Genomic DNA, 13877 nt, shown 5'->3' with positions numbered 1-13877 from the left:
GGCATGGCGCCAACACTTGGGGGCAACGCAGTGTGGCAGAATTGACTCTCGTGCCACAGGCTCAACGCCTGGGCATGGTCCGCCCTGGTGTAATGGCAGCACCCCGGCCTTTGGAGCCGTGGAGTATAGGTTCGAGTCCTATGGGCGGAACTGTTGCGCATCGCGGGGCCGGGAAACGGCGCCGCCGGGCGCGGCCCGGCGTGAGTCCAGTAGGATGAATCTGGCGCCGCGACCGGAGTGTGGTCCGCCCACACCGCGCGGATCCGGCAACCGAGGTGCACCAGCTGGCCTCGGCCGCCGGCCACCCAGATCCACCAAGCAGGGGCATGAGCTAAGCCGCTGAGCAAGGAGAGCCCGTACGTGAGCCCCGAGAAGACCGGCCCAGCCGCCGTCATCGTCCTAGCTGCAGGGGCCGGTACCCGGATGAAGTCCCGTACCCCCAAAATCCTCCACGAGATCGGCGGGCGCTCCCTCGTTGGCCACGCGCTGCACGCCGCGCGCACCATCCGGCCGCAGGAGCTGGCACTCGTCGTCCGGCATGAACGGGACCTCGTGGCCGCCCACATCGCCGCCGTCGACCCGTCTGCCCTGATCGTCGACCAGGACGAGGTGCCCGGCACCGGCCGGGCCGTCGAGGCCGCCCTGGAGGCCCTCGACGCGCTTCACCCCGACGGCCGGCTCAGCGGCACGGTCGTCGTCACCTACGGCGACGTCCCCTTGCTCACCGGCCAGCTCCTCGCCGAACTCGTCGCCAGCCACGAGGCCGGCCATAACGCCGTCACCGTCCTCACCGCCGTCCTGGACGACGCCGCCGGCTACGGCCGCATCCTGCGGGCAGAAGACGGAACCGTCCTGGGCATCCGCGAGCACAAGGACGCCACGGACGCCGAACGCGGGATCCGCGAGATCAACTCCGGCATCTACGCCTTCGACGCCGCCGTGCTCCGCGACTCCCTGGCCCAGGTCACCACCGACAACGCCCAGGGCGAAAAATACCTCACCGACGTGCTGGGCCTGGCCCGGGCCGCCGGTGGCCGCGTCGCCGCCGTCGTGACCGAAGACCGCTGGCAGGTCGAGGGCGCCAACGACCGGGTCCAGCTCTCGGCACTGGGCGCCGAACTCAACCGGCGCACGGTCGAGGCCTGGATGCGCGCCGGCGTCACCGTCGTCGACCCGGCAACCACCTGGATCGATGCCACCGTCATCCTCGACGAGGACGTCCGGCTGCTGCCCAACATCCAGCTCCACGGCACCACCGCGGTGGCGCGCGACGCCGTCGTCGGTCCCGACACGACCCTCACCGATGTCCAGGTGGGGGAAGGCGCCACGGTGATCCGCACGCACGGTTCCGGCTCAACCATTGGGGCCCGGGCGAGCGTCGGCCCGTTTACCTACCTGCGCCCCGGCACCGTCCTGGGCGAGACCGGCAAGATCGGCGCGTTCTACGAGACCAAGAACGTCACCATCGGCCGGGGCTCGAAGCTTTCCCACCTCGGCTACGCCGGCGACGCCGAGATCGGCGAGGACACCAACATCGGCTGCGGCAACATCACTGCGAACTACGACGGCGAGAAGAAGCACCGCACGGTCATCGGCTCAGGCGTCCGTACCGGCTCCAACACCGTCTTCGTCGCGCCCGTCCAGGTGGGCGACGGCGCCTACAGCGGCGCCGGCGCCGTGATCCGCCGCGACGTGCCGCCCGGGGCCCTGGTCCTCTCGGTGGCCAAGCAGCAGAACGCCGAGGGCTGGGTCCTAGCGAACCGCCCGGACTCGATTTCCGCGTCCCTGGCCCAGGCCGCCGGCGCCACCACGACTTCCTCCAGTACTCCGGCATCTACAGAAGAGGGCTAGCAATAATGAGCGAAATTACGGCACGCGGCGAGAAGAAGCTGGTGCTTGCTGCTGGGCGCGCGCATCCGGAGCTGGCGAAGGAGATCGCCAAGGAACTCGGGACCGAGCTGCTGCCCCTGGACGCCTACGACTTCGCCAACGGCGAGATCTACGTCCGGGCCGGCGAAAGCGTGCGCGGCACCGATGCCTTCGTCATCCAGGCGCACCCCGCCCCGTTGAACAACTGGCTGATGGAACAGCTGATCATGATCGATTCGCTCAAGCGGGCCTCCGCCAAGCGGATCACGGTCGTTTCGCCGTTCTACCCCTACGCGCGCCAGGACAAGAAGGGCCGCGGCCGCGAGCCCATCTCCGCGCGCCTCATCGCCGATCTCTACAAGACCGCCGGCGCCGACCGCATTATGAGCGTGGACCTGCACACCTCGCAGATCCAAGGCTTCTTCGACGGCCCCGTGGACCACCTCATGGCCATCCCGCTGCTGGCGGACTACATCCGTACCCGCGTCGGCGCTGACGACATCACGGTGGTTTCCCCGGACACCGGCCGTGTCCGGGTCGCCGAACAGTGGGCCGAACGCCTCGGCGGCGCGCCGCTGGCCTTCGTGCACAAGAGCCGCGACCTCACCGTCCCGAACCAGGCCATCTCCAAGACAGTCGTCGGCCAGATCGAGGGCCGCACCTGCGTGCTGATCGATGACATGATCGACACCGGGGGAACCATTTCCGGCGCGGTCCAGGTGCTCAAGAACGCCGGCGCCAAGGATGTCATCATCGCGGCAACGCACGCCGTCTTCTCCGACCCTGCGGCCCAGCGGCTGTCCGAGTCCGGCGCCCGCGAGGTTGTCGTCACCAATACCCTGCCGATCGACGCCAGCAAGCGCTTCCCGCAGCTCACCGTGCTGTCCATCGCTCCGCTGATCGCCCGCGCCATCCGCGAAGTGTTCGACGACGGCTCCGTCACCAGCCTGTTTGACGGCAACGCCTAACCCGATTAACCCGGCAGCTGAGCCCGCTCAGCTGTCCGCCAGTACGGGGCCGTTTTCATGATTGCGGCCCCGCACTGGTAGCCTTGTACCGAAACCTTGGCGAGGGAGAGCGCCGGTATTCCGTATTGTTCCGTAATTCAGAGGAAATTATTACGGTAGCCGGACTGCTGGTCTCCGTTATCGACTGGGTCTGAATCTCCCTTCGGAAGGGCGGCCGCACAGCCACCCGGCGTTGAAGGTCGCAAACAGACCTCCGCCCTTGCTGACCACCGCTAGTCCACTAGGAGATACCCATGTCTGAGCAGAAGCTCGCAGCAGAAGTCCGCACCGAATTCGGCAAGGGCTTCGCCCGCCGCGCCCGCATGGCCAACCTGATTCCTGCCGTCATTTACGGCCACGGCGCCGAGCCGATCCACATTACCCTGCCGGCGAAGGCCACCACCCTGGCAGTCCGCAAGGCCAACGCCCTGCTGACCCTGGACATCAACGGCGAACAGCACCTGGCCCTCGTCAAGGACATCCAGCGCGACCCGATCAAGCAGATCATCGAGCACCTCGACCTCCTGACCGTCCGCACCGGCGAAAAGGTCACCGTCGACGTTCCCGTGCACCTCACCGGCGAACTGGCTCCGGGCAGCGTGTACAACCAGGAAATGACCGTCGTTTCCCTCGAGGCTGAGGCAACCCACCTGCCGACCGCCATCGAGGTCAGCATCGAGGGCCGCACCGCCGGCGAGCACATCCACGCTTCGGATCTCGTTCTGCCGAAGGGCTCCGTCCTGCTGGCCGACGCCGAGTCCCTCGTCGTGCACATCTCCGAGGCCACCGAGGTCTCCGAGGAAGAGGCATCGGCCGACACCACTGAAGGCTCCTCGGTCGCAGCCGAGTAGCACCCACGATTCCTCCGGTGGCCGGGTCCCCTTGGGGCCCGGCCGCCGTCGTCTCCGCCGGGCAACGCCAGCCCCCGCTGCCCGGAACCGGCCCCGCCTTGCCGAAGGCCATACCGAAGGACTGACCCATGACTGACACCTGGTTGATCGCAGGCCTTGGAAACCCGGGGGCGGAGTACGCCCACAACCGGCACAACGTCGGACAGATGGTCCTCGACGAACTCGCTTCCCGGATCGGGAGCGGCTTCAAGTCCCACAAGTCCCGGGCCCAGGTCCTGGAAGGCCGCCTCGGCATCGGCGGCCCCCGGGTCGTGCTGGCCAAGCCGCTGAGCTACATGAACGTCTCCGGCGGCCCGGTCTCGGCGCTGGCCAAGTTCTATGACATCGATCCCGGCCACGTCATCGCAGTGCACGATGAGATCGACATTCCCTTCAACACGGTGAAGCTGAAGCTGGGCGGCGGCGAAGGCGGCCACAACGGGCTGCGGGACATCTCCAAGGCCCTCGCCACCAAGGACTACCTGCGCGTCCGGGTCGGCGTGGGCCGCCCTCCGGGCAGAATGGACACTGCGGACTTTGTTCTGAAGGACTTTTCCGGCCCGGAGAAGAAGGAACTGCCCTTCCTGATCGACACGGCGGCCGACGCCGTGGAAGCCATGGTCCGTGACGGCCTGCTCGCGGCCCAGCAGCAGTTCCACCCGGCGAAGACGCCCTAGCAGGACCCGCCCCGGCACGTCAGCAGCGGGCCACGGGGTAACGCGCCGCCGCCGACCCGAATTGCTTCCAAGCTTCCAGAAATGCCTATATGATCGCTCTACTCTCATGTCGGGGGATACGGATACGCTACTTCTAGGCGGACGGTCTCAGGTTTGCTGTCCGCAAAGCGGTACGAAGGAAACTAGATGTCGAGGGAATCGCTGGGCTGGGGGAATGTTTCCACTACATTGGCACCCGCCGAAGAAGAACCGGTAACCGGTCCGCTGGACCGGCACAGGTGGTCCGGTCTCGCGCGCAATGCCGACGCCGACCGGGTTCGCAGCGCCCTGCTGGCCGAACACCGCATGGGCGTGGTCATCACCGGCGACCGCGGGGTGGGCAAGACCCAGGTGGGACGCACAGTGATCGCGGGTTTCGGGCCCGACGTCTACACCCTCCAGCTCCGCAGTTCCGGACCGGGCTCGGCCACCCCCTACGGCTGCCTGGCTTTCACGCTGGCCCGCCTGCCGCAAAGCTCCCTTGGCTCGCCGACGGCCATCCTGCATGGCATCACCTCGCTGATCCGCGACGACGCCGCCGGACGCAAGTGCGTCATCCTGCTGGACAACGCCGGTGCCCTGGACGAACTGAGCACGGGCGTCCTGCTCAACCTGGTGCAGACCCGGACAGCGCGGCTCGTCGCCACTGCCCAGCGGACCACGGACCTTCCGCCGGACTTTTACTGGCTCATCACCTCCGGGCAGCTGGCCGAAGTCCGGCTTGCCAACCTCACGGAGGTCGAAACCCTCGAAGTGCTCAAGGCAGCCCTCGGCCACCGGGTATCGAGCGCACTGGCGAGCCAGCTGCACCAACTTGTCGGCGGCAGCCCGACCCTGCTGCAGGCCGTGGTTTCGGAACAGATCGAACGCGGCAACCTCGTGCTCGCCGGCTCCGTTTGGACCCTGGTGGACGAGGTGGTTCTGGACGGCCGCACCGCGCTGGAAGACATCGTCCGCGCCCGGTACGCCCGCGAAACGCCGGTGGCACGGGAACTCATCGAGGTGCTGTCCTGTGCCCGCACCCTGCCGTTGGCCCGGCTCGCACGGATGTACAGCCCCGGCGTCATCGCGGACATGGAGGACGCCGGCCAGATCGTCGTCGACCGGACGGACCGCCACCTTGTCTCGCTCGGCGACCGCTATCTGGGCGACATCGTCCGCAACTGGCTCAGTGTCGAGCGCAGGCTGGAACTGCGGGACAAGGTGCCCGGTCACCAGCAGGATGAGCTGAACGAGCTCACCGTGGAGGACCTGCTGGCCTATGCGGCATGGACCCACGACTGCGACGCACCCCTGGCACCCGCCCACGCCGTGGCGGCCGCCGGCGCCGCCGTTAAACTCTTCGACCCGAAGTTCGCGCTCCAATGCGCCGGCAGCCTGAGCCCGGAGGATCCGGAATGGACCGAGGGGCAGCTGCAGAAGGCCGCCGCCTACCTTCAACTCGGGCTGCCCCTGCAGGCCATGGCCGCCCTGGACGATGTCTCGGAGGCCCAGCTCCGCTCTCTGGGTGCCGAAGCATATGCGGAACTGATAGCCGCGAAGGTGGACTGCATGTCCTGGCTCAAGGCCCGCACGGCCCAGGTCCCTGAGCTGATCCGGCAGGCCCGGCTGCGGCTCAAAGAACTCAAAACCGGCCAGCCCGATGCATCGGCGCAGGAGCTGACCCGCGCCGGACTGTGCCTGGACCTCTGCGAATTCAACTTCCTCTCCTTTGTCGGGGACTACGGGCCAATGATGGACCGGCTCAGCGCAGCGGCGAGCGCGGAAGTGGACGACATCAACGCCGTGCACCGGCTCAGGTCCGGAATCATCCTGATGGAAGCCCTGTGCATGACGGGCAAGGAAGTCGAGGCCCGGAAGCTGATGCGCGAGATCGGCGGCCAGCTGGGGGAATGGTCCAACGTACCGCGGATCCGGGAAAACTTTGCCTGGCGATCCTTCAACGTGCTGCTGTTATCCGGACAATGGCGCCAAAGCATCGACATGCTCAAGGACGCAAGCGGCCGGGCCGGCCACGGACTGCACTCCGGCAGCGCGCCCACTGACCTGGCCGTCGGACTCGCCTATGTCTACGCGGGCCGCGGCTACATGGCCCTCGACCCGCTCCTTGCCGCGATCGCGCAGCTGGAAGTCCGCGCGAGCCTTCACTCGTTGCGGCAGGCCTACGCAGCCACTGCCTTCGCCTACGCCCAGACCGGGAACTCCGTGCAGGCCTCCGTCTACTTGGACCGGGCCAGGTCAGCGGATGGCCCCGCACGCTTCGCGATCCGAACCTCTGCAGACTTCTGCATGGACATGGCCTCACGCTGGCTGGGTGATCCGGAGGCGAAGGACCGGCTGGTGCGCGCGGCCGAGGAACACTACCGGGCCGGCCGGTATACCCTGGCCGGAATCTCCATGCTCGGTGCGACGGTCAACGGCACCACCAAGGATTTCGAGTTCCTGGAGGAGATCGCGGCGTTCCGGCAGGGGGCCCTGGCGGAGCTGTCCCGGACCATCGCCCTGGGCAGCCGCAAGAAGGACGCCGCCATCATGCTGGAGGCCGCCGGCCAGGCCGCGGCCATGGAACTCGACGCCGTCCAGGCGAGGTGCGCTGCCCTCGCCTTCGACTTCGCCAAGGCTGCGGGGCTCAGCGGCAAGGCCAGCGCCGCACACGCCATCCTTGAGAGCCTCGCGGTCTCATTGCCGGCCCTGCCGATCATGCCAAGGAACAAGGGGCCGCTGCTCACGGACAGGGAGCGGCAGATTGCCGCCCTCGCCGGCAATGGCGTTTCGAACAAGGACATTGCCTTGGCCATCGGCATTTCTGTCAGAACAGTGGAAGGACACCTCTACCAGGTGTTCACCAAGCTGGGAGTTTCTTCGCGAAGTGATCTGCTTGGACTCATCTAGGAAGCGCGCAACCGCCCCCGACGCTGCGGAGGCATCCACGGTCCTGACCGGGCGAAAGGAGGACCTGCGTTCGGCGGTTGAAGCCGTCCAAGGGAGCAACCACGTCGCCGTCCTCCTGCTCGGTGACAGCGGGATCGGCAAATCCACCCTCCTCGAAGCCGTGGTGGCCGAACTGCAGACAGCCGTGACGCCCGTCCGCATCCACGGCAGCCCGTCCCTGTCGAATGTGCCCTACGGCGTGCTGGGTCCCTTTATTGTCGGGCTGCCCGTGCAGGAAGCCACTTCGCAGCTGGCCGTGCTCAGGACTTTCTGGGCGCGGCTCGAAGACGAGCGCAGCGCCTCCCAGAAGCCCCTGCTGCTGATCGTGGACGATGCCCATGACCTTGACGAGTCGACCGCCGGGATCCTGGTGGAACTCGCCGCCGCCGGCTGGGCGAAGCTGCTCGTGGCCTCGGCCACCCGGCCTGGCTTGCCGGAACCGCTGCTGCAGCTGTGGTTTGAGGGAATCGCCGAACGCCTCGACCTCCGGCCCCTGAGCCAGCAGCAGACAAACGAGATACTCGAAGGCACGCTGGGGCCGCAGGTCCTGCCGAGCGTCGCCGAAATCCTCTGGGAGGCTTCCGAAGGCAATCCGCTCCTGCTCAAGGGTCTCATCGAGGACGCGAAGAGCGACGGCACGCTGCTGCAACGCAACGGGGTCTGGCTGCTCGCGCGCCCGCTTAACAGCCACGGGGACCGTTTGACGGACGTCGTGCGGCGGCAGCTGCTCCGGCGCTCACCGGCCGAACGCCAGGCCCTGAACCTGATCGCCCTGTCGGAGCCGGTGTCCCGCGACGTCATTGAGTCCACGGTGGGCGAGGACCCGGTGGCGGCACTCATCGAACACGCGATGATCCGCGTCACGCCTGCGCCACACCCCCAATTGCGGCTGTGGCACTCCATCTACGCCGACACGCTGCGCAACCTGATTTCCCCGGCACGCAGCCTCCAGCTCCGGCAGAGCCTCCTGCGGCGCATGGACAGCGAACCGACGTCGGCAGAAGGCCTTCTGCGTCAGGTGAGCTGGTCAATGGAATGCGGAGCGGAGATCGAGGACCGGCAGTTGCTGCGGGCAGCCGTCCTGGCCAGCCGGCTGTATGAGGACGAGCTGGCCCGCAAGGCCGCCGCACTGGTCAAGGACCCTGAACTGCAGGTGGCAGCGCGGGCCGTGACAGCGCGGACCTACTTCAACACCTCGGACTATGCGGCCGCCCGGGACATCCTGGAGCCCGACTTCGCCAAGGGACTCAGCGTGGCAATGCTCCTGACGGGAACCCTGATGTGGGCTGCGGTCCAGGCCGCTCTCGGCCGCACGCCAGCGGACATCATGGACCGCGCCGGGGCCCTCCTGGAGGCAGGGGAGCGGCTGGGCAGGGGAAACCCGGACGACGCCGATGGCATCCTCAAGGCCACCAGGGAGCGATACGACACCATGCATGCCATGGTGTACGCCCTGGCAGGGGAGTACCCGGAGGGTGCCGGGACGGAAGCCGACGGCGAGGCCGTCCCCCCGGCCAATACCCTTGAAGCAGCGTTCAGGCTGGCACTGACATCGGAGCGGCTCCTGGTGCAGGGCAAGGCAGTCCAGTCCTTCGCCGCTGTCTCCGAGGCCCTGGAAACCGCGGGCTCAGGACACGACGAACTGTATTTCCTCGCGGAATTCCTCGTGGCGCGGGCAGCGGCTGCCGTGATCCACGGGGGCGACTGGGAAGCCGCCGAAAAGCTCCTGGCCGGAGTCGGCGCCGGGCAAGGGCCCAACCTCATCTCGTTAGGCGGGGGAGTCCACGCCGCGCACGGCATCATCCTGCTGTACCAGGGCAAGGCCGCCCAGTCCCTGAACACCCTCAGCGCGGCCCTGGAGTCACTGCGGCTCGCGGATCCCCAGCAGCTCTTCGCCCTGGTCTCCTCGATGGGGTTCGCCGCCGCCGCCGAAGTCGGTGCCAAAGACAAGGCCTCGGCGTTCCTCGCCGACTACGAAGCCGCGCCCCGGGCGGTCTCACGCTACCTGCGCGTCCTCTCGCAGATGGCAGTCACGTACGGAAAAGCGCGCCTCGGCAATTACCCGGGGGCCGTCGACGAGCTCCGCGCGCTGGGCCGGCCCCACGGGGACGGTTCCACCGCGGGCCTGGAATTTGATTCGCTTGCCTTCTGCCTGGCTTTGGGAGACCGCGACGCGGCTGTCCGGCTCCTCGAACTGCAGCCCGCGCTGGAAGGCCCCAGGCCGGCCGCTATCTGTCACTATGCGGCGGCGATCAGGACGGACCTCGCCACCGACCATCTGGAAGCAGGCAAGAGCTGCGCAGACGCCGAGCTGTGGGGCTTCGCGGCACTTGCCTATGATGCCGCTGCGAACGGGTACCGGGCGGCCGGTGACACCCTGCGCGAGCGTATGGCGCTGTCCCAGCGGAAGCGGTGCCTGGACCGGGCAGACAGCCTCGCCGGCCAGGAACAGGAAGCTGAAGCTGACGCCCTCGGCCTGCTGACCCGCCGCGAGCGCGACATCGTGGCGCTCGCGGTCCGCGGCCTCAGCGACCGCCAGATTGCCGCCGAGCTGCAGGTTTCCATCCGGACAGTCGAAGGCCACCTTTACCGCAGCTACGCCAAGCTGAACGTCAAGGGCCGCGATCAGCTGCCGGGAGTCTCCTCCTCCTAGCCTCCGCCCGGGCGTTCCACGGGCAGCCGGTTCTTCCGGTCCTCCGCCCCTGACTTCTGCACGTGTGAAGGCAACACTGCCTTTTCCCCTTCGGGCGTGCGTAACTCCGGGGGGCCGGCAAGTAGGCACCACGCCGCCCGGGTATGGGGACCGCGTAGCCGGAACGCACAACTGTCGGAAGCCGGCTGCCGTGGCAAGTACCCTCAATCCCGGTTTCGTCGGAACCCGTCACGAATTCGAGTACGGACTACCGGTGCGCGGGTGCCCTCGGGTTCGCTAGATTGTAGTCAGCACCAGGAACAAAGGACTCTGAACAAAGGACTCTGAACAAAGGACCCTGAACAAAGGACTCTGAACAAAGGACTCTGAACCAGGAGACTGAATCAGGGACTCCGAGCAAAGGACTTTGAACGTGGAGCCATCAACGCGGAAGCGGTCCAGGCAATCCAAAGACGCTGCCAGGGTCGCCGGCGTGGGGAACGATGGTCCACTCTGGTGCAACAGACATTGAATTATTTCCGAAACGGTCTCCCGAATGGTTCCCGCCGAGTGCGTGAACCCCTTTGACGGAGCCGACGGCGTCGGAACCTTCTGAGACCGAGGTTCCTCCCCCCAGCCGCCGTCGGCTCCCTAAGTTTTCCGTGGCCCCAGTCCTGGCTCGGCCGCCCGATAGCCGGGCGGCCGTGCCAGAACTGTGAAGCCCCAGCGTGGCATTGCGCCCGCGCGGTGGGGGCCCTGCGGTGGCACTTGGCAGCCCAGGCGCGGCGGCCTCCGGACCTGCCGCTGCACCGAGACACCCGTGGAAAGCTGCACCGAAACACCGGTGGAAAAGGGTCCCCGTCGGGCTGGAACTTCGAGTCGAACTACTTGGTTTGAGGCCCGGAACGGCCGGAAGATTCTGAGTACAACTACGTAGCCCAGGGCTGGCCCCTACGCCCGTAATCGAGTAGCACATACGCATCCCGAAAATTCCCCATATCAATAAGTTGGACCTATCGGTAGTCATAACTTTGATTGCGAAGGTCTCTCTCATGTACCAGCAAGAAGCCGGCCTGCCTGCGGGCAGCGGCAGAACAGATGTGATGTCAGCCGCCCAACGTCCGGGGAAGGGGCGGCCCGAGAAGCACTACACACGCCACAAGACCGTTGCGGAGGTGGCAGCGGCCCTGACCTCGGGATCGGGATGCGGGGCCGTGATTGTTGGGGAACACGGGGCAGGAAAGTCCTTTGTTGCCCAGCGGGCCCTCGAGAAGCTCGGTGAAGACTACCTGGTGGTTCAGGTCCGGGGCAGCTCCATTTCCTCCAAACTTCCTTACGGGGCCCTCAGCGTACTGCTCAACGAACTTGAAGCATCCCACCTTGAGCACCCACTGATGGTGCTGCGTGGCTTGACCCAATTGCTTCACAACCGGGCCCAGGGCCGCAGCGTCGTCCTCTTTGTCGATAATGCGCATGACCTCGATGAGCTCTCCACCATGATGGTTGCCCAGCTCTGCGCCGGTGGACACGTCCTGCTGCTCGCAGCGTGCGTTGACCTGCCTAATCTGGGGAGCGACATCATGGGGCTCTGGAAGGACGACCTGCTGCGCAGGGTGGATCTTGGGCCCTTCGATTTCATCGAAACGGCGGACAGCCTTGCCCATGAGTACGGCGGACACTTTTCCCACACAGCGGCACGTGCCCTCTGGAACGCCAGCGGCGGCAATCCGCTCTTCCTGCACTCCCTGGCCCGGGAGCAGATCAAGCTCGGCACGATTGTCCGCCACGAGGATTCCTGGGTTTTGGGGGAGAAACCGGTGGCTCTGGCCGGTGAGATCAGGGATGTTCTCAAGGCCCGCCTGAACCGGCTCAGCCCTGGCCAGCGCGATGTTTTTGAGCTTTTGTCGCTCGCCGGAGCGCTGCCGCTGCAGACCCTCATGAGCGTGTCCAAGGCGCAGGACATCGATACGCTCCAGGAGCGCGGGCTGATCCACGTCAGCCATGACCATCCGCCCATGGTGAGCATCGCCAACCCGGTCACGGCCGGAATCGTTGCCAGTGTGGTTCCGCCCGGCCGCAGTGCAGAGCTTCGCCGCCGGTTGGGTGCTGTTCTCCAGGATCAGGACCTCGACGAGTTCACGGGATCCACCGCAGTGGCGTGGGCTTTGGACTGCGGGGAAGACGTGGAGCCCGGGCTGGCCCTGGCCGCGGCCCGCCTCGCGAACAAAGCATCCGATCCGCAGTCCGCCCTCAGATTCACCCGGGAAATCGCGGGCAAGGAGAAGCTCGCCGAAGTGGCCGTCGAATCTGCCAGAGCGCATATGTCCTTGCACAATGACGAAGCAGCACGCCGTGTCCTGGCTGACGTTGAACTGCGCGCCGGCGATGGACTTGCCCTGGATGAGTGGGCCTCCCTTCAACTGCTGTGGGCCGAGCTGGACAGGCGCAGCCCGGCAGCGGGGGCAAACGCACTGGCCCGGCTGCAGGAGATTGAACTGCGGCTGACGGCGTCAGGGGACCCCGGGGCGGGGCTGAAGATGGTTGGTGAGCGTGTCCGCCTGGCTTATGCCGAGCTGGCCGCCTTCGAAGGCCGGTACGGTGATGTCCTGCAAATTTTCCAGAATGTGGATGCCACGGACCTGGGCAGCGAAGCAAAGGTCATGGCCGCGAGCCTTGTGAGTGAGGCGAAGGCGGTCACCGGCGACATCCTGGGTGCGGTCGGGCTCGGGAGGCAAGTCATTCTGGCCGCCGGCACGCTGGACCTGTCCGACGGTTCGATCCGGGAAATCCGCGGTCGGTTCCTTCTGCTCCTGCTCCTGTCGGCCAAGTACCGGGAAGCCGCAGACTTCCTCGCGGGCACCTCGGAGTCGTGGGACGAGCAGGCCAGGCTCGGCGGGATGTTCGAGATCGGACAGGGAATCGTCGACCTCCACCGTGGCCACCTCACGAGGGCACTTCAACGCCTGGAGTCCGGGGTTTGGCAGCTGAGGGTAAACGATCCGGATGCAGTTGCCGGACTCGCAACCGCAGCCTGTGCCTATGCATTCGCGCTCCAGGGCGATGAGGAAAAAGCGGGTGCCCTGCTGGTGGAAATCGAGGAGCTGCAGCCCCGGGCACCGTGGCTGGTGAACCGCATCACACGGTACTTTGAACTCTCTGCCAAGGCGGAAATCGGCCAAAAGACCGAGGCCCTGCGCGCACTGAAGCTGGAAGCCGACATGGACACCGAGGCCTCGGCGCTTGCTACCGGCCTCCAGTTCCTCTCAGCGGTGGCCCGGCTGGGTGACCGTCAGGCAAGCCAGAAGCTCAGCGATCTCGCGGGCCAGGTCACCGGGCAGTTCGCCGGCCTCTGCTCCCGGCTTGCGGAAGGGCTGAAGGACGCCGACAGCGAGGAACTGCTGGCAACGTCCAAGGACGCCGATGCGGCCGGCAACGCAGTTTTCGCCAGGGATGTGACCAGGAAAGCGGTCAGTTGTGCCAACGACGCCGGCAACCGCATCTCCCTCAGGATGGCCCAGCGCACGCAGCAGTCCCTGGAGGACCGGTTCGGCAACCCAAGAAATGGCGTGCTCTCACTTTTGAGCGCGACGTTGACAGCACGGGAATCCGAGGTGGCGGTCCGGGCAGCCGCCGGTACGTCCAACCGGAAGATCGCTGACGAGATGCACGTTTCCGTCCGGACCGTTGAGGGGCATCTCTACCAAGTATATGCGAAGCTCCACGTCGCGAGCAGGTCGGAACTCAAAGATGTCATCTCCGGACCAGTGGAACACGCCCGCCTCGGCTGACCGACCGGGCCCCCCTTCCTCCGGGCGGCCCGGGACATCCGGGA

7 protein-coding genes and 1 tRNA gene are annotated in these 13877 nt (G+C 66.6%); all 8 read left to right on the top strand.

What is annotated here, in order from left to right; all coding sequences use genetic code 11:
* The first annotated feature begins 78 nt into the window (after positions 1-78).
* The 8 genes from ACZY0Y_RS01390 (at position 79) to ACZY0Y_RS01355 (ending at position 13833) form a co-directional block, all read left to right on the top strand.
* A tRNA-Gln gene (locus ACZY0Y_RS01390) sits at positions 79-150 on the top strand.
* A 210-nt stretch (positions 151-360) separates the two neighbouring features.
* Positions 361-1851, top strand: a complete 1491-nt coding sequence (gene glmU, locus ACZY0Y_RS01385; protein WP_463883622.1) for a bifunctional UDP-N-acetylglucosamine diphosphorylase/glucosamine-1-phosphate N-acetyltransferase GlmU — start codon at positions 361-363, stop codon at positions 1849-1851.
* A 5-nt stretch (positions 1852-1856) separates the two neighbouring features.
* Positions 1857-2837 carry a ribose-phosphate diphosphokinase gene (locus tag ACZY0Y_RS01380; protein ID WP_024367293.1) on the top strand — a complete coding sequence of 327 codons (981 nt, stop codon included), beginning with the start codon at positions 1857-1859 and terminating at the stop codon, positions 2835-2837.
* 293 nt (positions 2838-3130) lie between these two features.
* Positions 3131-3727, top strand: a complete 597-nt coding sequence (locus ACZY0Y_RS01375; protein WP_463883624.1) for a 50S ribosomal protein L25/general stress protein Ctc — start codon at positions 3131-3133, stop codon at positions 3725-3727.
* A gap of 128 nt (positions 3728-3855) precedes the next feature.
* Positions 3856-4443, top strand: a complete 588-nt coding sequence (gene pth / locus ACZY0Y_RS01370) for an aminoacyl-tRNA hydrolase (RefSeq protein ID WP_463956535.1) — start codon at positions 3856-3858, stop codon at positions 4441-4443.
* A gap of 186 nt (positions 4444-4629) precedes the next feature.
* Positions 4630-7374, top strand: coding sequence for a helix-turn-helix transcriptional regulator (locus tag ACZY0Y_RS01365; protein ID WP_463956534.1), 2745 nt, complete (start codon positions 4630-4632; stop codon positions 7372-7374).
* The gene (locus ACZY0Y_RS01360; RefSeq protein WP_463956533.1) at positions 7361-10066 is read left to right on the top strand and encodes a LuxR C-terminal-related transcriptional regulator; all 2706 of its coding nucleotides are present in this window, start codon (positions 7361-7363) and stop codon (positions 10064-10066) included. Before ACZY0Y_RS01365 ends, ACZY0Y_RS01360 begins: the two co-directional genes overlap by 14 nt.
* A gap of 1031 nt (positions 10067-11097) precedes the next feature.
* Positions 11098-13833 (top strand): LuxR C-terminal-related transcriptional regulator, encoded by a 2736-nt coding sequence (locus tag ACZY0Y_RS01355; RefSeq protein WP_463956531.1) that lies wholly within the window; start codon positions 11098-11100, stop codon positions 13831-13833.
* The last annotated feature ends 44 nt before the right edge of the window (positions 13834-13877 follow it).

The organism is Pseudarthrobacter kochi (assembly GCF_055412805.1).
This window is presented reverse-complemented; position numbering and strand designations above follow the sequence as displayed.

Coding starts and splice junctions, on each gene's coding strand:
- ACZY0Y_RS01380 (WP_024367293.1), top strand. CDS start 1,857: ATGAGCGAAATTACGGCACGCGGCGAGAAGAAGCTGGTGCTTGCTGCT.
- ACZY0Y_RS01375 (WP_463883624.1), top strand. CDS start 3,131: ATGTCTGAGCAGAAGCTCGCAGCAGAAGTCCGCACCGAATTCGGCAAG.
- pth (WP_463956535.1), top strand. CDS start 3,856: ATGACTGACACCTGGTTGATCGCAGGCCTTGGAAACCCGGGGGCGGAG.
- ACZY0Y_RS01365 (WP_463956534.1), top strand. CDS start 4,630: ATGTCGAGGGAATCGCTGGGCTGGGGGAATGTTTCCACTACATTGGCA.
- ACZY0Y_RS01355 (WP_463956531.1), top strand. CDS start 11,098: ATGTACCAGCAAGAAGCCGGCCTGCCTGCGGGCAGCGGCAGAACAGAT.